The organism is Gluconobacter kanchanaburiensis NBRC 103587, assembly GCF_007988905.1.
Classification (GTDB): Bacteria; Pseudomonadota; Alphaproteobacteria; order Acetobacterales; family Acetobacteraceae; genus Gluconobacter; species Gluconobacter kanchanaburiensis.
The window spans coordinates 58,673-77,570 of sequence record NZ_BJVA01000001.1 but is presented as its reverse complement, the minus strand read 5'-3'; the positions used below and the strand labels follow the sequence as shown (position 1 = coordinate 77,570).

The following is an 18,898-nucleotide window of genomic DNA, read 5'->3' as shown; positions in this document are numbered from 1 at the left end:
CGCGTGAAAGAATGGTAACGGACCGCACCCTTGCAGGGCGGACCAGCCTTTGTCATGGTGCAGACGATCCTTATTTTCAGGTTACATCCGAGGTAGTCTCCATGCGGCTTTCCCGCTCCACTTTCGCTCTTGCCGCCCTTCTGGCTGGCACATCAGTCGCCGCCTCCACGGCTTTCGCCGCCCCGGCCGCGGCTCCTGCTGCTACCGCTCCGGCTGCAACAGCGCCTGCACCGGCCGCAGCCAACCCGGACATGCTGATCGCCACAGTCAACGGCTCGAAGATCACGCTGGGTGACGTGCAGCGTGCCGCCGGAAACCTGCCGCCGCAGGCCCGCCAGATCCAGCCATCCGTGCTCGTACCACTGATCGTCAACCAGCTTGTCGACCAGAAAGCCGTCCAGATCGTCGCTGACAAAGAAGGCCTGAGCCGCAAGCCGGACGTGAAGGCCGCCATGGACGCCGCCGCAGCGAACGCCCTGCAGAACGCCTATCTCGAAGAGAAGGTCAGCCCGCTGGTCACCGATAGCGCGCTGCACGACTTCTATCAGTCGCACTACGCGAACAAGAAGCCGGAAGAAGAAGTCCACGCTCGTCACATTCTCGTGGACAGCGAAGCGCAGGCCAAGGACATCATCGCCCAGCTCGGCAAGGGTGCAGATTTCGGCAAGCTTGCTGCCCAGCTGTCCAAGGACAAGGGTTCCGCCGGCGCAAACGGTGGCGATCTGGGCTGGTTCAAGAAGGCTGACATGTTGCCCGCCTTTTCTGCCGCCGCTTTCGCCATGAAGCCGAACACGATCTCCCAGACTCCGGTTCATACGCAGTATGGCTGGCATGTAATTCAGGTTCTCGCGACCCGTACGGCGCCGATCCCCACCTTCGACCAGGTCCATGACCAGGTCCGTCAGGAACTGATCCGTGACAAGGTGCGTGACATCGTTCAGGCCGCCGAGGCCCAGGTGAAGGTCGTTCACTACGACGCACAAGGCAAGGTTATCCCGAACGCGGCCCCTGCCGCCGCTGCACCTGCAAAGAAGTAAGCCCATGGCAAAGCCGCTCCCCGTCTCTCCGCTCGCTCGTCCGCTTCCTGAGCTTGCAACGATTGCGGGAGTGCGGCTTTCCGCCGTCGCCGCGGGAATCCGCTATCAGGGCCGAACGGACCTGATGCTCGCGGAGTTCATTCCCGGTACGGTTGCGGCAGGCGTCTATACGAAAAACGCCTGCCCCGGCGCACCAGTCCTATGGTGTCGATCAGCGTTAAGCACTCCCTACGCCCGCGCCCTGCTCGTCAATGCGGGGAACGCGAACGTCTTTACCGGCCGCGCCGGAATTCAGGCCTGTGCCGACTGTGCCGACGCCACAGCACAGCTTCTCGGCTGTCCGCCGCAAGATGTCTTTCTCGCCTCGACAGGCGTGATTGGCGAAAAACTGCCGCAGGACCGTATCATTGCCGCTCTTCCCGCCGCAAAGGCCGGACTGAACGAAGATGGGTGGGCCGATGCGGCCCGCGCCATCATGACGACAGACACCTTCCCCAAAGCCGCGCGTCGCGACGTGAAGATCGGCAGCACCTCCGTCCGCATTCAGGGCATCGCCAAGGGATCGGGCATGGTTGCCCCCGACATGGCCACGATGCTGGCCTATGTCGCAACCGACGCCAAACTGCCGCAGAACGTGCTGCAGTCCCTGCTGACTTCCGGCTGCGCCCAAAGCTTCAATGCGATTACCGTCGATTCGGACACGTCCACCTCGGACATGCTGATGATTTTCGCGACCGGAAAGGCCGACAATCCCGAAATCGACGACGTCAACGACCCCGCTCTCGCCGAATTTACCCTGGCGCTGAATGACCTTCTTCTGGAACTCGCGCTAATGGTCGTTCGCGATGGTGAAGGTGCGACAAAGCTTGTCCGCATCGCGGTCACCGGAGCGGACTCCAACCTGTCCGCACATCGCATCGCTCTTTGCATCGCCAATTCTCCACTCGTAAAAACTGCTATCGCAGGCGAGGACGCCAACTGGGGACGTGTGGTCATGGCGGTCGGAAAAAGCGGTGAACCCGCCGACCGTGATCGCCTTTCCGTCGCCATTGGCGGCACATGGATCGCGAAAAACGGCGGCGTCGTCGAGAATTATGACGAAGCTCCGGTCGTTGCTCATATGAAAGGCCAGGAGATCGAGATTGCCGTCGATCTGGCGCTGGGCGATGGACAGGCCCGCGTCTGGACCTGCGATCTCACCCATGGCTACATCGACATCAACGGCTCCTACCGGAGCTGATCGTCCCGAAACGCCCGCAAACACGTCAGCGAGAGCGGGACTTGTGTGGCCCCACCTCTGCGACTAGCAGAAGTATGGTGCCGTTTCGCACTTGATATGAGGAAGAAGTCCATGTCTGCTGCAGCTCGCGTGCTTGTTCTTGGCGGAGGCGTTGGAGGGCTTGAAGCGGCTGCCGCGCTCAGCCGTCGCCAGAACATTGCCGTCACCCTCGTTGACCGTAGCCCGGTGCACTACTGGAAGCCTGCGCTTCATGAATTTGCTGCCGGCACGATGCAGCATGAGGGTAACTGTATTCCGTTTACCGATACAGCTGCGAAATTCGGCTTCACTTTCGTTCAGGGCAGTCCCGTCGCCGTCAATCGCGAAGGCAAAATTGTCTCGATCGATAATGGTGCTACACTCCCATACGATTACCTGATCGTCGCGCTAGGTTCCCGCGCCAATGATTTCGGCATTCCTGGCATTGTTGATCACTGCATGTTCATCGACAGCCTGAACGATGCCGATGCCCTTTTCGCGACCTTCCGCAAGGCGGTCTGCAAGGCGCGTTCCGCCGGCCAGAAACTTTCCGTCGGCATCGTCGGTGGCGGTGCGACAGGCGTTCAGCTGATCGCCGAGCTCTGCAAATCGATTGATGATGCACGCGGCCTCGGCCCAGCCGTTCGCAAATCGCTGCTCGACGCTGTGCTGATCGAGACGGGTCCGCGCATCCTCCCGGCTTTCCCCGAAGCGGTCTCCACGGCTGCGACACAGCAATTGCAGAAACTTGGAATTTCCGTGCGGACCGAAGCGATGGTGGTCGGCGCTGACGATACCGGCTTCAGCCTCAAATCTGGCGAGCACATACCCGCCAGCCTGCGCGTCTGGGCGGCAGGCGTCCGCGCTTCTGATGCCACCAGTCTCCTTGAAGGGCTAGAGCGTGGACGCTCGGGCCAACTTGGCGTGACCACCACACTCCAGACCACACAGGACCCGTCCGTCTTTGCAATCGGCGACTGCTCCCGCATTGATGCGGCGCCGATCGCCCCGACGGCTCAGGCTGCGCGCCAGCAGGGCCAGTATATTGGCCGCGCTCTTCCCGAAATTATCGCAGGCCGTACCCCCGCCCCCTTCGCCTATAATGATCGCGGCGCTGTCGTGGCCCTGGGGGATTACAATGGTTGGGGCATGCTGGACGCCAAGCGCAGTTTCGGCGGTGGTCTTTTCTCCGGTCTAGCGGCTCGCCTGATCCACGAAGGCCTCTATCGCCAGCACCTCGCGGGCATTCTCGGCTTCACTCCGACGGCATGCAGCACGGTCCGTGAACATCTTTCACCGGTCAAACCTGATCTTGGTGTCTGAAAGACCTTTTCAGACGTCTTTCAAAAGGGGAATGTGGGACGCAGCATTATCAGACCATGCGTCCCATGGACCGAGAACTCATGAGCCCTTCCGATCTCTCCCCGCCCTTCGACACGATTCTGACCGGTATCGAAGATACCTTGCTGGAAAAGGGATTTTCCTTCCTCCGGGCTGAAGTCAGCCGCCCTCTTCTGGAGCATGCAGGCCTGTCCGACTGGCAGGGTTTTGCCGAAAGCTGGAGTCATCTCGGTCTTGACCGCTATATGGCTGATGGTGGTCGCTATCGCCGCCGCCGCTATGCAACCTTCGCCATCTCAGGCGATGTTATCACCCGCAAAAAGCATCAGCCTCACTATCAAAGCCGGGACTACAACCTTCTGAATGGCGGGGTTGAACGCTGGTTTCCTGCAGTAACAGATTCGGTCGCCTCCCATCCGGCCATGACGGCTGCAATCCGCACCATCAGCACAATCGCAGATGCCCTGACACCGCCCACGGAAAAGCCACCCTCATGGCACGTGGAAGTTCACCAGTTCCGCATTGAAGCCCGAACCGGAAATGAAGGGCGCCCGACGCCGGAAGGACTGCACCGGGATGGTGTGGACTGGGTGCTTGTACTGATGGTCTCGCGCCACAACGTGGAACAGGGCGTCACCACGATTCATGATATGCGAAAAAACCCTCTAGGTTCTTTCACCCTGACCAATCCACTGGATGCCGCAATCGTGGACGACCATCGCGTCTATCACGGCGTCACGGCTGTCCAGCCCGTCGATCCTACACAGCCTGCCTACCGGGACGTGCTGGTGGTGACCCTGCGTCACGAATGACACCCGAAGCTTCACAGATATTCTTCTTCAATTTCGTGTTATGACAGGTCTTATGTCGATCCAGCAGCTTCTCTCCCGCCCGGTGGCGGTTCTGGCCCTGTCCATCCTGCTTCCGGCGGCGCTCTTTGACGCCGATGCCGCCACAGGCAAGACGCGTCATCACACGCGGCATGCCGCACAGTCAGCCAATACCGGTGCGGCCCCCGTCATCCTTACAGCCCACCCGGGCACAAAACTGGATGAAGACGCCCGCAAACTGAACGAAGACGATCTTCAGGACGCGGCCAAACATCACGATCAGCCGGTCGTACTCGTCGGCTCCGCCCCGCTGTCTTCAGGGAAGAATGATGAAGCCCTGTTCGTTCAACTTCAGTCCGCCCGCCTGTGCGGCTCCGCAGGCTGCACGACGTCGGTCTATCTAAAGCACAATAATACCTGGAATACGGTTCTGGACTCCGTCAACGGCGATATTTCCGTCCTCCCCACCCGACACAAGGGCATGCATGATCTGCTGGTCAGTCCGAATGACCGCTGGATCTGGAACGGCAAGGAATATCAGGACACCCTCAGCGCACCGCCGGCACCTAAATAACCACTGTTTTTCGGGAAGTCTGGAGCGGGCGAGGGGAATCGAACCCCCGTATGCAGCTTGGGAAGCTGCCGTTCTACCATTGAACTACGCCCGCTTACGCTTGCGATCATAACCGCTCTGCGATCCCTCCGCAATCCGCCTTCAAGGTGTTGACGCAAAACCGAAATACGGCCCATAGTCCCGTTGTCAGAAACGCTCCAGCGTGACTGACCCTCGTGATTTGAGCGGCCGGCTTGCGGCGAGGTTAAAGAATTGCGCTAAAGAGGCCCTGCGTCGTTATCGAACGATTTCCAGGACTTCCACGGCCCACCACATGCGCCCTACACCGACAGGGCGTCTTATGGAGGGATATCATGTCTTCAAAAAACTGGCGCACAGCCACCCGTCTCCTACACGAAGCTCCGAACCGCACCGAGTTCGGCGAAACGTCCGAAGCGCTCTTCCTGACTTCCGGCTTCGTCTATGACAGCGCCGAACAGGCCGCTGCAACCTTCACAGGCGACGTCCAGCACTTCCAGTATTCCCGCTTCGGCAACCCAACCGTGGATACGCTTCAGGAGCGTCTGGCCCTCCTCGAGGGTGCAGAAGCCTGTGTCGCCACATCCACCGGCATGGGCGCCGTCTCCTCGGCCATCCTGTCGCATGTGAAGGCCGGAGACCGCGTCGTGGCTTCCCGTGCCATTTTCGGCTCCTGCTACTGGATCGTGACCAACCTCCTCCCCCGATATGGCATCGAGACCGAATTGGTGGACGGAACGGATTACGACGCCTGGGAGCGCGCACTGTCAAAGCCGACCGCCGCCGTACTGATCGAAAGCCCGTCCAACCCGATGCTCGATGTCCTCGACATCGCCCGCGTTGCCGAGCTGACGCACAAGGCAGGCGGTCTGCTGATCGTGGACAACGTGTTCGCAACCCCGCTCGGACAGTCCCCGCTCAAGCTGGGCGCGGATGTGATCGTCTATTCCTGTACGAAACATATCGACGGTCAGGGCCGCGTCCTTGGCGGCGTAGTGCTCGGTTCCAGCGCATGGATCAACGAGACGCTTCAGCCCTACACCCGCAATACGGGCAATGCGCTCTCACCATTCAACGCCTGGGTTCTCCTCAAGGGTCTGGAAACGCTTCAGCTCCGCACGGACGCCATGGCGCGCAATGCCGCCGCCGTCGCCGATGCACTGGCCGAACTTCCCGGTGTCGTTCAGGTCCGCTATCCAGGTCGCGCCGACCACCCGCAACATGAACTCGCCAAAGCCCAGATGAGCAATGGCGGCTCCATGGTGGCATTCGTGGTGGACAAGGGCCGTGAGGGCGCATTCGCCTTCATGAACGCCTTCAAGATCATCGCGATTTCAAACAATCTCGGCGATGCCCGGAGTCTCGCGACCCACCCCGCCACGACGACCCATATGCGCGTCAGCGAAGAGGAGCGTGCCCGTCTCGGCATCACCGATGGCGCCATTCGCCTCTCCGTCGGTCTGGAAGATCCGGCAGACCTGATCGATGACCTCAAGCGTGGTGCGGCAGCCGTCGCTGCCCTCGCATAAGTTTTCCTGACAAATCCCCGGGATGGCTTTACAATGGCGTCATGCCTGACAAGTCATCCCACCCCCATCTTCATGCCGATCCCGAGACGGCACTCGCCGAAGCCATGGAAAGCGCCCCCCGCTTCAGCGAAACTACGGACGACGTGACGGTCACGGTCCGGACCTTCTGGCTGGACGACCAGTCCCACCCCGAAGACCATCAATACGCCTGGGCTTATCACATCAGCATCGAGAATGAGCGGAAAGACACCTTCCAGCTTCTTTCGCGCAGCTGGGAAATCGTGGACGGGCTTGGACGCAAGGAACATGTTCACGGCGATGGTGTCGTTGGCGAACAGCCTGTGATCGCGCCTAACGAACAGTTCGACTACACGTCTGGCGCCATGCTCACAACGCCAACCGGCTTCATGCGCGGCACCTATCACATGCTAGAACCCCGCTCTGGCTATCGTTTCGACGTCAGCATCCCGGTCTTCAGCCTCGACAGCCCCCACGACAGCACACTGGTCCACTGACGGGAACACCCACACACGCTTGACGTTGCGACCATCCCGGACCATTCCTCCCCCATGCGTATCGCTGCCCTTCTTCTCGCTGCCGGTCGTGGCCGGCGCTTCGATGCGTCCTCACAGAACGGGGACACTTCTTCCAAGCAGTTCCGGATACTGCGGGGCAAACCCGTCATCCGTAGAGCCGCCGAAGCCCTCCTGCCGCATGTGGACGTGCTCCTGCCGGTCGGGGACGATCCCCTGCTGGCCGATAGCCTCGCAGGACTGAACGTCCTGTCCCCCGTAAGCGGCGGGGCAGAACGCCATGACAGCGTACGCAACGGCCTCGAAGCCCTTGCTGCCCTCCCCGAGCCGCCCGATCTGGTGCTGGTCCATGACGGCGCACGTCCCTGCGTCCCGGCAGAGGTCGTGCAGAACGTCATCGACGCCCTGAAAACCTATGAGGGCGTGATCCCGGCCGTCGCCGTCATCGACACGATCAAGAAAGCCGCCAACGGCATCATCATTGATACCGTCCCGCGTGACGGACTGTGGCGCGCCCAGACCCCACAGGGTTTCCGCTTCGGCACCCTGCTCGAACTTCACCGCACCCTGCGCGATGCCCGCACCGACGACGCCGCCCTGCTCGAACAGGCTGGCCATCCGGTGGCGATCGTTCAAGGGTCGGAAGACAATATCAAACTGACTGTTGCGGAGGACCTGATGCGTCTTGAAGGTGTGATTGACCGGAACCTGCTGCCCCGCGTCGGACTGGGCTATGACGTCCATGCCTTCGAGGAAGGCCGCAAGCTGATCCTGTGCGGCATCGAGGTGCCCCATACGAAGGGCCTCGCCGGACATTCGGACGCCGATGTGGGTATCCACACACTGTGCGATGCCATTTATGGCGCACTGGCCGAGGGCGATATCGGCCGCCACTTCCCGCCTTCCGACAACGAATGGAAGGACATGGATTCGGCCCGCTTCCTGATCCATGCCGGCGAGCGCATCCGCGAGCGCGGCGGCTTCCTCGTGAACGCAGACGTCACGCTGATCTGCGAACGCCCGAAGATCGGCCCGCACGCCGAAGCCATGCGCAACCGCCTCGCCGATCTGTTGAAGGTCAGCGTCAGCCGGATCTCGGTCAAGGCCACGACCTCCGAGCGTCTGGGCTTTACGGGCCGTGAAGAAGGCATCGCCGCCACCGCGACCGTCAGCATTATGCTTCCGGATAACGGGGAAGCCTGACTCACAGTTTCAATACGAAAAAAGCCCGGCTCCCTTCACGGGGACCGGGCTTTTTTATTGCCTGAATTACCGAAAAAATCAGCCGTGAATAGCGCAGACCACGACAATCAGCGGCGTGGCTGCGAGAAAGAGCCATGCCCCAATAGAGCAGGTCTTTACAATACGGGTACCCATGTGACGCAGCACGGGTCTACGAACGACGGATACAGACATCTTTATCGCCTCTGACGGTGTTCGACAGATCCGTGAAATAGCGTCTGATCCCTATCGGAACCAAATCACCAATAATCTCGTTCTGTCACATGACAGCGCCTTCAATGATCCCCGAATATGGCAAGATCATGCCCCATTCAGGGCATTTTCCTCTCAGACTGAAACCCTGCGCCCCAAGGCCAGGAACAAGCCCGCATCCAGAATATCCTTCTCACGATTTTCAATGGACCGGACGAGTTCTTCATCCTGTCCCCACGTTGCAAGCTGGGATTTTTCATCATTATTAGCCCATAGCACGGCATCTACGAGGCTGACGGCCCCTCCAACGACGGCAAGCGCCAAAAGCAGGCTGCCAGTCGCCTGAGCCAGAACCCCCAGAACCGCAAGTTCCAGATCATCCCGAGTTACCAGCAACTGCGCCAGAGCACCCAGATATCCCTCCGGCTGCGCCACCGGCATGAGCCCGTCTGTTACACTCGGGTGTATCCCGTAACCCAAAAGCCAGCCAAAAACCTGTGCCGCAACCGGTCCGGTCCCGTCTTCGCAATAACAAAGACCGTCATCCACCCCGAGTCCGAGCAGCATCTCCCTCGCCGCTTGCGGATCAGGCGCGATCCGTTCGATCATCGTCCCGGCGATTCGGGTCAATGGCAACATATCCGGTGTGAAGGAGGCATTTTCTGCGATTCCGCCCCACTCCCCCGCAATGGCTTCAGCCAGAGCAAGCGATTGGACAGCGAGTACCCGCCCCTGCGGCAGACGGATCGGCCGGTTATCAAGACGTGGTTCAAACAGGTCGCCTTCCCGAACGACAGCAACCGTTTTCCAGAACCGCTTATGCCCGCTCAATGCAGCACTCCCAGAGCCCGCAGAATATCCCCGGCCTTTGAATGATGAACCTTGATCGTCTCGGGGGCAGGACCGGCTTGTCCTTCGCGTGCCGCGGCCAGAGGCGTGGTACATGGATCACCGGCATTGCCATCTCCCACGATCGTAAGATGGAACCGGCCACCAGCATCGCGATCCTGTGCCACGCTCGGCGCGGCCAGCGTTCCCGTCACCACAACGGGTGTGGACGCCCCTGCCCCCTCGAAATCGACAACAGGCAGAAGCCGGAGGTCCAGAGCCTGCGTCCCGAGTCCGACCGTTCCGCGACCGGAGGTCGAGAAACGCCCTGACTGAAGCCCGAGCGTATCAACATGGGCGACATCATCCGCAATTGTCATGTGCAGGCCCAGACAGCGGAGCGAACGGTCTCCCTTACCCAGAACGACGCTGGCCGCGGAACCTGCAAGCTGCCCGAGAAGTTTGCTCTGAACCTGTCCATCCACAATGGACACGCCCAGATGTCCATCCAGCGACTGACGCAGTTCAGCGGATGTGTTTCCCTTGGCGGAGAGCTGCCCGACAATCTGCACCGGCCCCTGAAGCAGCACTGGCATACCAATCTGTTTTTCCAGCAATCCGGCAGGCAGAACCAGCGGCTGAAAAGTCACCGTGCCGGTCACCGGAAGCACACTGGCATCCAGCTCCGCCATACCCGAAAGCGGCAGACCTTGTGCCTGTCCGGAAATCGGGTCCAGACGTAGATGGCCCCCAGAAAGGGTCAAATGCGTCGCAAGCCCCGTGTAATCGCGGCCAGAGTAAACAACACGATCCGCCGAAAGATGCAGGTTCAGATCCTGCCCGCGAAGCCGCCGGACCCAGAGCGGCGTCGCATCGGGCGCAGAGGCACCCACGACATTTTTTTCCGGCGCTCTTTCCGCAGCCAACGATCCGGACTGCGAAGCCTCGACATGAGGAGCAACTGGCGTCACAGGGGTAATGGGCGCGGCAGTAGACGAAGGCTGGAGCCATAGCCCCTTGAGCGCGTCCAGATCCATGAACGGAACATGCAGCGTCCCGCTCGCAATCGGCGGAGCATCATGATCCAGAACCAGCGTCACGGCTCCATCAAGCGCCACTTCCCGGCTGCCAAAGGTAAGACCGTCCAGAGTCATGGTCCCCGCGTCATGACCTTCCAGCGTCCCTTTTAGGCTAACGTCATGCAGAATCGCCCCCGGGAAATGCACTGTTCTGCCGCTTCCCTGGGCCACAAGATGCGCCCCTGAAAGGCCGACCGTTCCAGAAAGCGCAAAACGGGCTTCATCCTGCGCATTGAGGGCAGGCGCACCCGACAGAAGCGTCGTCTGGCTGCGCAGTTCCGCTGTCAGAGGAACCGCCGTGTGCAGTCCGTCACGCCATCCGGCAAGAGCCTGCCGCATCGTACCCGCCCCAGCCTGAAGATGCCACATCGTATCATGCCACTGCATATCAGCAGCCAATGTCAGAGGTGCATCAACGGAATCGGCATCAACATGCAGGTTCCGCAATATTCCCTGCCGGAGCGTGACCTGACCCGCATGCAGATGCACATGCATAGGCGTCATGCTGTTCAGCAGCCGGTTTTTAAGCGCATCCCCTGTCAGGCCCATCAGGACCCCAGGACTGCCCTGAAGCGCGATATCGCCGCCCAGAGAGGGCACGTCCGGCAACCCGGCATGGGGGAACAGCCGATGTATGTCCCGCAGATTCGGCCATTCGCCCTGCGCTGTGAGGGCGACGTTCTGCATCTGTGACGGATTACCCACGCGCCCGTCCAGATTGAGCCAGTCACGCCGCGCGCCGTCCCCCAGTGTTGCCGCAACACTGAAAGCCCAGGGCTTCGTCCCCCCAGTCTGCGCCAGGCTGCCGATATGGCCCTTCAGCGTGAACGGCGTTCCGTCATGATGACCCTGAAGGCTGATCCATGGGCTGGGACTGCGCAACCCTGCGAGATCCAGCGTGTCCAGATTGAAAGCACCGCTTGTCCGCGTCAGGCGGTCATTCCAGACGATGGCCGACTGCACGACATGCAGACCATCCAGCGACAGATCCCAGCGCGCCTGAATCCGCTGCCCGCTACGCCCGTGTACCGGCAGAGAGGCATCTTCGCTTCCGCGATCGGGGATGACAGACCAGTTGGCCTGCCCATCCATCCCGCGGACGAGACTGAGCGTCGCCCGCTCCACCACGAAATCCTGAAACCGGACCTCCCGGTGCAACAGCGCAAAAACGGCGATCCCGGCATGGATCGTATGAGCCTTCAGAACCGGCGTCTGGCCGTCCCGGGTCAATACGACGTCGGACGCTTCAAAGGCGGGCCAGGGCAGAAGCTGTACCGACGAATGACGCACCTGCATCGTCAGTCCTGTCTGGCGCTTCAGCGCCAGAGCCACACGCTCACGCAGGGCCTCCTGATCGATCAGGAAATGCGTCGCCACGCTGGCTCCAACAAGAACAACGATGATGGCGATCAAAGCGCCGGCAAGCTTCTTCATTTCGCAGGCCCCCGGCCTTTGCTGTTTCCACTCCGGATACGCTTGGGCGCGGGCGTCTCACCCGGCACGAAGCCCAGCGTGCGGAAGGTCTCGCGCATATGCGGCGGCAGAGGGGCCGTCACGATCAGACGCCCACCGGCGGGATGGGGAATATCCAGCTGGCGCGCATGAAGATGCAACCGGTCGATAAACCCTTCTGGATGCGCGGCCTTTCCGCCGTAGCGCGGATCGCCAAGGATCGGCGTGCCGATGGATTCGGTATGCACACGCAGCTGATGCGTCCGTCCCGTCAGCGGAGACAGCTTCAACCAGCTCAGCTTTTTTCCGGCCGCATCAAGCGTCGCATAATCCGTCTTGGCCGAAGCCGCGTCTTCTTCATCACGCGATGCCGCAATCACCAGCGCCGCGCCACCAGCGCCAATTTTGGCCAGAGGCTGGTCGATGATCCCGGATTCCGGCGACGGACGTCCGACGACCACGGCCCAGTACGTCTTCTCCACATCACGCCCACGAAACGCGGCTGCGAGTTTCGCCGCCACACCTGGCGTTCGCGCAATCAGCAGAATGCCGGACGTATCCCGGTCGATCCGATGCACCAGACGCGGCCGATCCCCGCCCTCAGGCCGGAGGCCGTCAAGCATCATGTCCACGTGCTTCGTAATGCCCGGACCGCCCTGCGTCGCAAGACCGGACGGCTTGTCGAGAACCAGAAGATGCTCGTCCTCGTAAATTACCATCTTGCGGATCTCACGCTCCAGCATCGGGTCCGGTGGCGGCAGCGGCGCGGGCTTGTCCACATCCGGTAGCGGCGGGATGCGAACGCTCTGTCCGGGGATCAGGCGCGTATTGGTCTGAACACGGCCTCCCTCCACGCGGATCTGTCCCTTACGGCACAGCTTCTGGAGCGCGCCCTGCGTCAGATTGGGGTAGTGACGTCTGAACCAGCGGTCGAGGCGAATATCGGCCTCATCCTCGGTCACGATGCGGTTGGTAACTGTCATGGTTCGCGGGATGCCCTCTTGGCGGCCCGCATGTCCAGAAGTTTTCTGATACGCCCCTCATGTCCGCGGTCCGTGGGATGATAAAGAGATGCTCTGGGCATCCCGTCCGGAAAGTAGTTCTGGCCCGAAAACGCGTCCTCGCTATCGTGGTCGTATTCGTAGCCCTGGCCGTAGCCAATGTCTTTCATCAGCGCCGTCGGCGCGTTCAGGATATGGGACGGCGGCATCAGACTGCCGGTATCGCGCGCCAGAGCACGCGCCGCCTTATAGGCCGTATAGACCGCATTGGATTTCGGGGCGGTCGCCAGATGCACCACGACCTGCGCCAGCGCCAGTTCTCCTTCCGGCGAGCCCAGCCGCTCATAGGTCTGCCACCCCGCCACGGCCATCGGCAGCGCGGACGGATCGGCCTGCCCCACATCCTCGGCCGCAAACCGCGTCAAACGCCGGGCGATGTAACGCGGATCCTCCCCGCCCTCCAGCATCCGCGCGAACCAGTACAGAGCCGCATCCGGATCACTGCCCCGCAGCGATTTGTGCAGAGCGGATATGAGATTGTAGTGCTCTTCCCGGTCCCGGTCATACAAGATGGCCCGGCGGGACAGGATCGCCGCCAGATCGCGCGGCGTCAGCACTTTTGATGAATCAAGAGCCACAAGCTGCTCGACCATGTTCAGCAGATACCGCCCGTCCCCATCCGCCATGGCGCGCAGACTGGCCCGCGCCTCCGGATCAAGCGGCAACGGACGACCAACTTCCTCTTCCGCATGTTCCAGCAGGCTCTCAAGGCTCGCATCATCCAGCCGATTCAGCACCAGGACCTGACACCGCGAGAGGAGCGCCGCATTCAGCGCAAAAGACGGGTTTTCGGTGGTCGCCCCCACCAGAACCACTGTCCCGCGCTCCACATAAGGCAGAAACCCGTCCTGCTGCGCGCGATTGAAGCGATGGATTTCGTCCACGAACAGCAGCGTGCCCTTGCCCGTCGCCGCCTGTTTCTGATCGGCCTCCTCAAACGCCCGACGCAGATCCGCAACACCCGAAAACACGGCTGAAATCTGGGAATAAAACAGCCCAGCCCGTCCTGCGAGCAGCCGCGCAATCGTCGTCTTGCCACATCCCGGACCGCCCCACAGGATCAGACTGGATAGCGTACCCCGCGCCAGCATCCGTGTCAGAGTCCCCTCAGGCCCGAGCAGATGATCTTGACCCCGCACGTCTTCCAGTCTTTTCGGCCGCAAACGGTCTGCCAGAGGCTGCGTCCGAGATGGCGGCCTGCGCGCCACCTGGGGCGCTTCGATCGGACGGTTCTGTCGCAGGGTATCCGGGGGGCCGGATGACCCGCGGACTTGCGACTGCCCGGATGTCGGCTGCGTTCCCGGGGATCGGCCGACAGGAGCGCCACCAAAAAGATCTGTCATGTCGCTCACTGGCGTCTCCCGTTCTCCGGCCCATTCTCAGAAAGTTTTATCATGAATATGGGGAAGCAGGCGGCTCTGAGTAATCCCTACCTGTCCGTTATCTGAGCATGACCTCGCCCGCAGCCTTAATGAAGGATGCGCCGCATGACACCCGGCAACAGCATCGATAATGGATTGACCGTAAGATCCGGTTTTTCCACGGTCCCATGCAGATCAAACGTCGCCGCGAGCAATCCACCGCCCTTTTCGGGCGACATCAGATGCCCCAGAACAGGCAGCTTCCCGGGCAGCGCATTCAACCCGAACAGCGGCACGATCGTCCCGTTAAGATTCAGCTCGGACGTTTTCAGGTCTATCGGCCCTTCCATCGTGGCACCAAGCGCCTGATTGCCGATCACCCCATCATGCAGCAGCAGCATGTTCCCTGCCAGACTGAGCCGTGTGGACAGATGAGTGATTTCAAAACGGTCCAGATGATTGGTCAGCCAGTGCAGCGGTGACAAGTCCGACACCGCCGTCAGCGTCAACGGCGGCCGCAGGAACTGCGATGGGCCCATTTCCACATGCCCCCGGAATGGCGGCAGCCCACCCCACAGGCCGGCCGACTTCACATTCCGCCCCTCCGGCACCCTGCGCACGGTCTCATCCGGAGTGAAAACACCATCCAGATGCGTCTGACCGCCACGGATCCGATCATACAAACCCAGTCCGTTCAGCAGCGTACCCAGATTGTCGATATCCAGCACGAACGGGTGTTCGCGCCCCGTATCGGCCAGAACTGCCCGCACCCGCGTCGGCGCATCAAGCGCGAACCGCCCGGATGTCAGGAGACCATTTCTCAGTTCGATCTGAGAAACAACGCCGCCCACCTGCGCTTTCGGGCCATAATAGACATGCGGCGCATTCAGGGAGATGGACCAGCTATCGCCCATGGAAGGGCTTTTTCCACCTGTGTTTCCCTGCGCTCCTACGTCAGAAACCGGTCGATGGGGCGCAAACATCGGCGCCAGATCCAGAGGGTCCGCATCGACCGTCACGCCAATGGGCTGGTCCGTATCCTGCGGCAACGCGATGCGCGCATCGCCCTCTGTCCGGCCAATCCGGAAACCTTCCAGCACGATCCCGGTCAGCTTCCCGCCCTGCGTCACACCACGCCCCGCAACGGAAAGATCCGCCCCATGCGCCTGCAACCCGTCCAGAACCGCCATCCGGCCTTTCTGAAACCCGATATGCGCCATGGCCGTCGCAGGTTCGCCCAACGGCTTGGCCCAGATCGGAACACTCAACGCCGCCTGGGTCATGTCCAGAGACAACTTCAGATCGGAGGCCTCGTTGGCCTGCTGCACGAAATGCGCATTCAGGATAGCATGTCCATCAAACAGTCCCGCCGGTGCGATCCGGGCTTTCGCGGCAGACTGCGGATCCAGAACCGACCGGGCATCAATCGTCTGCAACACGCGCGATGGCGCACCACCCTGAAAATTCTCATGCAGCACGACATGAGTAGGAATCCCTGCAAGCCGCCCATCTCCGATGAGATCCAGGCCCTCCTCGGTCGCGGACATTTTTCCTGCCGCGTCGTCCACAGGCTGTCCCATCAGGACATTGCCCAGATGCACGCCCGAAAACGCCGCCTGCGTCCAGACATGCAGCGACCCGTCCGGAATATGTGCGACCAGAGGCAGTGTGAGCCGCACATGCGCATCCACCTGACCTGAAGGCTGCGTGAAGGGCAGTGGATGACGCGACAACAGATGCAGCCTGGGATGGGAGAGGGCTGACATGAACCCCGTCAGAGATCCTGTCAGATGCGTGGAAATATCGCCCGTCTGATCCTTGGCGTAGAGGTTGCCGATCCGGATTTCTCCTTCCGGAAGCAGCACATTCTCCGTCACTCCCGTAGACTGTATCCCTTTGGCCAGATTGATGACCAATGTCTCGGGGCCATCAAAATGCAGGGACGCGTCAAGCCCGGTCGCCGGCGGAACAGGCCGCAGCCAGTGGACCGTCAGTCCGTGACCGATCAGTTGTCCCTGCACCGCAACCGGCAGGATGCGTTCCGGACCGTGATCACTGTGCAGATGGGCCTTCACGTTCAGGTCCCGTCCCGTCCCGTCCGTAATGTTCTTAGCAATCCAGCGGCGACCACCCTTGATGATGGCGGCGGGCCAGATGGACCCAAGGGTTGCAAACCGGATGGCATCAAGTCCCGCCTCCGCATCACCGTCCATAACCCGTGGTTTCAGAAGATCATCCAGCTTCAATGTCGCCGAGGCATGAACATGCGTCACGACCCCGTCAGGATCGGCAACATCCAGTGTCGCGGTCGGCACCGCGACAGTCGCCGCGCCTGTCAGGCCCGCATGATCCATCCGCAGATGCACCATGACCCGACCAGCCTTCAAATGGACCGGATCAGCAGTTTTCTGAAAGACCCTGCCTTCGCCCAGTAATACGTCCAACACCGCATCGGACGGACGGTCATTCATACCGTAGGGCACAAACAGCGCCCGCAGGTCGAGCGCTACTGGAACATGCCAGTCAGCAGCAATGGGATTGAACATGCCCAAGTCCGAGGGCTGGAACGGCGTGGTACGGACATGCAGTTCGCCGGAGCTTCCAACCTGCCGCGCCTCCACAGACAGTGTGGTCTGAAAACCTTCGATCGCGACACGGGTCCGTCCCGTACCGATCCAGACATAATCCCGCCCGTGCGGCCTCACGGGGATCCGGCGCGCATGCAATTCTACGGGGCCAAGCCTCGCAACACGGTCCTGAGGCAAACCCGCGAGTGTTATGGAAACGTTATGGACATCGACGGAGCGGAGTCTGTCCAGTCGGGTTGGCACACCGCGACCGCTTTTTTTCTGCTCGGGGAGGTCCAGATCCACGTCGCCGTCAGGAAGACGTCGCAGGGCGATGGACGCGTTTTTCAGACGCAGGGTCCGCGGCGCGAGCACGCCTTTGAACAGGGCGCTCAGGGAGAGAACCGCATCAGCCTCATCAGCGCGTTCGGCAATCCGGTTGTCGAAGCGGGTGACTTTCAATCCCTTTGCCATCAGGACCAGCCCGGCAGGGACGCCTCCCGCGGCGGGCTGCCACTGGATACGGAGCATGTCCCAGTCCAGCCGCCCGGCGGGATGCCCGGGCCGCTTGCCCGCAGCGATGGCCACCGGTTCCACCAGCCGTGAGACGCGCGTGATGTCCACCGGGCCGTGGGCGAGCTGCCACAGAAAGACGCTTCCCGTCGCTGCGACAAGCGCAAGCGGGGTCACGCATACGAGCGCGACCCACCGCGCAACATGCAGATGGCGCGGCATGTGCGGGCCGGGCGTGAACGGCTGAAAGCGCCTGCGGGACGGATGCTGGAAGTCGGGGACGGCCATAGACGGTCATCGGCGCGTTTCCGGCCTGTCTCCCTCTGGAAGGTTTGGGAAAAGCCCTCAGGCTCTGGAGACGAGATCCCGGAAGGCCTGCGCAACCAGTTCGGCATGCGTCGCAGGTTTCACTTTCCGCCAGACATTGCGAATGACGCCCTGACCATCGACCAGAAAGGAACTGCGCTCCATACCCATGTAAGTCCGGCCATACATGGATTTCTCAACCCAGGTTCCATAAGCATCCGCGACGGTATGGTTCTCGTCAGACGCCAGCGGGAACTCCAGTCCGTATTTCGTGGCGAACTTCTCGATCTTCGCAACCGGGTCCGGGCTCACACCGATGACCGTCAGGCCGTCAGCCTCGAATTTCGGCAGAACCTCCTGAAGACCACAGGCCTGCGTCGTACAGCCGGGCGTATCCGCTTTGGGATAAAAATACAGCAGATAGGGCATGCCCGTCAGGGCCGCGCTGCTGACGGTACGCCCGCCCGAAGCCGGAAGCGTGAAATCTGGCGCCCGGTCGCCCGGTTGCAGGTCCGTTTTCTGGGAAGAGGCTGTCATGACACCCATGATTGCCCGACCCGTCCGGACCAATCAAGGCAAACCGGACGAAAATCGTTCAGTATTTTGGGATCAGCCGTGCTGATCCCTGTTGTAGTCCTCAGTAGCCGCGATACATCCCCGGATAGACGGCAACCGGCGGGGGGCCATACACAACCTGCGGAGGCGGCGCGTAGACAACCGGGGGCGGCGCGTAAACGACCTGCGGCGGCGGGGGCGGAGGTGCATAAGGCTGCGCAAGGAGTGCGCCCCCGACTGCTCCGAGCGCCAGTCCACCCAGAATTCCGCCGACGACGGCGCCGGTATGGTCATGATGGCCACCATGCCAGCCTCCGCGCGGACCGCCATATCCGTAGCCCGGTCCATAGCCGTAACCCGGGCCACCGCCATGCCAGTGAGCCTGCGCCTGAGGCACCAGGACATTCGGAACAACAGCGGAGCCGATCAGCAGGGGAGCGGCCATAAGAACTGCACGTGTGATGCGACGCATGGCATCTTTCTCCTCGATACACGTGGACGGAGAAGCTCCGGCGGGGGAACTCCCTTCCGTCCATGGGAGAAAAGATGCCGAATGAAAATGGCAGCAAGAGGCGCCAATCATGGCAGGAGCCGGACAAATTGTAACAGACCCGATTTCCGG

Annotated in this window: 16 protein-coding genes, 1 tRNA gene and 1 riboswitch; of the genes, 8 read left to right on the top strand and 9 right to left on the bottom strand. The window is 61.3% G+C overall.

Features of this window, described 5'->3' with window-relative positions; genetic code table 11:
- Nucleotides 1–101 precede the first annotated feature (101 nt).
- From GKA01_RS00365 to GKA01_RS00345, 5 genes are all read left to right on the top strand, one after another.
- Entirely contained in the window at nucleotides 102–1,037 is a 936-nt protein-coding gene (locus GKA01_RS00365; RefSeq protein WP_194265780.1) for a peptidylprolyl isomerase, read from the top strand.
- A gap of 4 nt (nucleotides 1,038–1,041) precedes the next feature.
- A complete protein-coding gene (gene argJ / locus GKA01_RS00360; protein WP_146858110.1) occupies nucleotides 1,042–2,277 on the top strand; it encodes a bifunctional glutamate N-acetyltransferase/amino-acid acetyltransferase ArgJ in 1,236 nt (411 codons plus the stop codon).
- 111 nt (nucleotides 2,278–2,388) lie between these two features.
- The gene (locus tag GKA01_RS00355; RefSeq protein WP_146858108.1) at nucleotides 2,389–3,618 is read left to right on the top strand and encodes an NAD(P)/FAD-dependent oxidoreductase; all 1,230 of its coding nucleotides are present in this window, start codon (nucleotides 2,389–2,391) and stop codon (nucleotides 3,616–3,618) included.
- Nucleotides 3,619–3,698: 80 nt separating this feature from the next.
- The gene (locus GKA01_RS00350; RefSeq protein ID WP_146858106.1) at nucleotides 3,699–4,448 is read left to right on the top strand and encodes a 2OG-Fe dioxygenase family protein; all 750 of its coding nucleotides are present in this window, start codon (nucleotides 3,699–3,701) and stop codon (nucleotides 4,446–4,448) included.
- 52 nt (nucleotides 4,449–4,500) lie between these two features.
- A complete protein-coding gene (locus GKA01_RS00345) occupies nucleotides 4,501–5,040 on the top strand; it encodes a hypothetical protein (protein WP_194265781.1) in 540 nt (179 codons plus the stop codon).
- A 20-nt stretch (nucleotides 5,041–5,060) separates the two neighbouring features.
- Here the strand turns inward: GKA01_RS00345 and GKA01_RS00340 are convergent.
- Nucleotides 5,061–5,134: transfer RNA gene (locus tag GKA01_RS00340), tRNA-Gly, on the bottom strand.
- Between the two features lie 108 nt (nucleotides 5,135–5,242).
- A riboswitch (SAM riboswitch) is annotated at nucleotides 5,243–5,322 on the top strand.
- 71 nt (nucleotides 5,323–5,393) lie between these two features.
- On the opposite strand from GKA01_RS00340, the gene metZ reads away from it, so the two are divergent.
- Genes metZ through GKA01_RS00325 form a run of 3 tightly spaced genes read left to right on the top strand, consistent with a single transcriptional unit; the run spans nucleotide 5,394 to nucleotide 8,323 of the window.
- Complete coding sequence (gene metZ, locus GKA01_RS00335; RefSeq protein WP_146858101.1) at nucleotides 5,394–6,587, top strand: O-succinylhomoserine sulfhydrylase; 1,194 nt, start codon at nucleotides 5,394–5,396, stop codon at nucleotides 6,585–6,587.
- Nucleotides 6,588–6,628: 41 nt separating this feature from the next.
- On the top strand, nucleotides 6,629–7,102 hold the full coding sequence (gene apaG / locus GKA01_RS00330; protein ID WP_146858099.1) for a Co2+/Mg2+ efflux protein ApaG: 474 nt from the start codon (nucleotides 6,629–6,631) through the stop codon (nucleotides 7,100–7,102).
- Between the two features lie 54 nt (nucleotides 7,103–7,156).
- A complete protein-coding gene (locus tag GKA01_RS00325; RefSeq protein ID WP_146858097.1) occupies nucleotides 7,157–8,323 on the top strand; it encodes a bifunctional 2-C-methyl-D-erythritol 4-phosphate cytidylyltransferase/2-C-methyl-D-erythritol 2,4-cyclodiphosphate synthase in 1,167 nt (388 codons plus the stop codon).
- 78 nt (nucleotides 8,324–8,401) lie between these two features.
- Here GKA01_RS00325 and GKA01_RS13950 read toward each other — a convergent pair whose 3' ends face one another.
- The 8 genes from GKA01_RS13950 to GKA01_RS00290 form a co-directional block, all read right to left on the bottom strand.
- Nucleotides 8,402–8,536 (bottom strand): hypothetical protein, encoded by a 135-nt coding sequence (locus GKA01_RS13950; protein WP_264789350.1) that lies wholly within the window; start codon nucleotides 8,534–8,536, stop codon nucleotides 8,402–8,404.
- Nucleotides 8,537–8,689: 153 nt separating this feature from the next.
- Nucleotides 8,690–9,385, bottom strand: coding sequence for an ATP12 family protein (locus tag GKA01_RS00320; RefSeq protein ID WP_146858095.1), 696 nt, complete (start codon nucleotides 9,383–9,385; stop codon nucleotides 8,690–8,692).
- Nucleotides 9,382–11,895 (bottom strand): AsmA family protein, encoded by a 2,514-nt coding sequence (locus GKA01_RS00315; protein ID WP_146858093.1) that lies wholly within the window; start codon nucleotides 11,893–11,895, stop codon nucleotides 9,382–9,384. The genes GKA01_RS00320 and GKA01_RS00315 overlap by 4 nt, the downstream gene beginning before the upstream one ends.
- On the bottom strand, nucleotides 11,892–12,896 hold the full coding sequence (locus GKA01_RS00310; RefSeq protein WP_146858091.1) for an RluA family pseudouridine synthase: 1,005 nt from the start codon (nucleotides 12,894–12,896) through the stop codon (nucleotides 11,892–11,894). The genes GKA01_RS00315 and GKA01_RS00310 overlap by 4 nt, the downstream gene beginning before the upstream one ends.
- Nucleotides 12,893–14,317 (bottom strand): replication-associated recombination protein A, encoded by a 1,425-nt coding sequence (locus tag GKA01_RS00305; RefSeq protein ID WP_146858581.1) that lies wholly within the window; start codon nucleotides 14,315–14,317, stop codon nucleotides 12,893–12,895. Before GKA01_RS00305 ends, GKA01_RS00310 begins: the two co-directional genes overlap by 4 nt.
- Before the next feature lie 125 nt (nucleotides 14,318–14,442).
- The gene (locus tag GKA01_RS00300) at nucleotides 14,443–17,703 is read right to left on the bottom strand and encodes a DUF3971 domain-containing protein (protein WP_146858089.1); all 3,261 of its coding nucleotides are present in this window, start codon (nucleotides 17,701–17,703) and stop codon (nucleotides 14,443–14,445) included.
- A gap of 57 nt (nucleotides 17,704–17,760) precedes the next feature.
- Entirely contained in the window at nucleotides 17,761–18,267 is a 507-nt protein-coding gene (gene bcp, locus GKA01_RS00295; RefSeq protein ID WP_146858087.1) for a thioredoxin-dependent thiol peroxidase, read from the bottom strand.
- 91 nt (nucleotides 18,268–18,358) lie between these two features.
- Nucleotides 18,359–18,748, bottom strand: coding sequence for a hypothetical protein (locus GKA01_RS00290; RefSeq protein ID WP_146858085.1), 390 nt, complete (start codon nucleotides 18,746–18,748; stop codon nucleotides 18,359–18,361).
- Nucleotides 18,749–18,898: the final 150 nt, after the last annotated feature.

Bases quoted from the DNA above. Each gene is read 5' to 3' on its own strand.
- GKA01_RS00365 (WP_194265780.1), top strand. From the start codon at position 102: ATGCGGCTTTCCCGCTCCACTTTCGCTCTTGCCGCCCTTCTGGCTGGC.
- argJ (WP_146858110.1), top strand. From the start codon at position 1,042: ATGGCAAAGCCGCTCCCCGTCTCTCCGCTCGCTCGTCCGCTTCCTGAG.
- GKA01_RS00355 (WP_146858108.1), top strand. From the start codon at position 2,389: ATGTCTGCTGCAGCTCGCGTGCTTGTTCTTGGCGGAGGCGTTGGAGGG.
- GKA01_RS00350 (WP_146858106.1), top strand. From the start codon at position 3,699: ATGAGCCCTTCCGATCTCTCCCCGCCCTTCGACACGATTCTGACCGGT.
- GKA01_RS00345 (WP_194265781.1), top strand. From the start codon at position 4,501: ATGTCGATCCAGCAGCTTCTCTCCCGCCCGGTGGCGGTTCTGGCCCTG.
- metZ (WP_146858101.1), top strand. From the start codon at position 5,394: ATGTCTTCAAAAAACTGGCGCACAGCCACCCGTCTCCTACACGAAGCT.
- apaG (WP_146858099.1), top strand. From the start codon at position 6,629: ATGCCTGACAAGTCATCCCACCCCCATCTTCATGCCGATCCCGAGACG.
- GKA01_RS00325 (WP_146858097.1), top strand. From the start codon at position 7,157: ATGCGTATCGCTGCCCTTCTTCTCGCTGCCGGTCGTGGCCGGCGCTTC.
- GKA01_RS13950 (WP_264789350.1), bottom strand. From the start codon at position 8,536: ATGTCTGTATCCGTCGTTCGTAGACCCGTGCTGCGTCACATGGGTACC.
- GKA01_RS00315 (WP_146858093.1), bottom strand. From the start codon at position 11,895: ATGAAGAAGCTTGCCGGCGCTTTGATCGCCATCATCGTTGTTCTTGTT.
- GKA01_RS00310 (WP_146858091.1), bottom strand. From the start codon at position 12,896: ATGACAGTTACCAACCGCATCGTGACCGAGGATGAGGCCGATATTCGC.
- GKA01_RS00305 (WP_146858581.1), bottom strand. From the start codon at position 14,317: ATGACAGATCTTTTTGGTGGCGCTCCTGTCGGCCGATCCCCGGGAACG.
- GKA01_RS00300 (WP_146858089.1), bottom strand. From the start codon at position 17,703: ATGGCCGTCCCCGACTTCCAGCATCCGTCCCGCAGGCGCTTTCAGCCG.
- bcp (WP_146858087.1), bottom strand. From the start codon at position 18,267: ATGGGTGTCATGACAGCCTCTTCCCAGAAAACGGACCTGCAACCGGGC.
- GKA01_RS00290 (WP_146858085.1), bottom strand. From the start codon at position 18,748: ATGCGTCGCATCACACGTGCAGTTCTTATGGCCGCTCCCCTGCTGATC.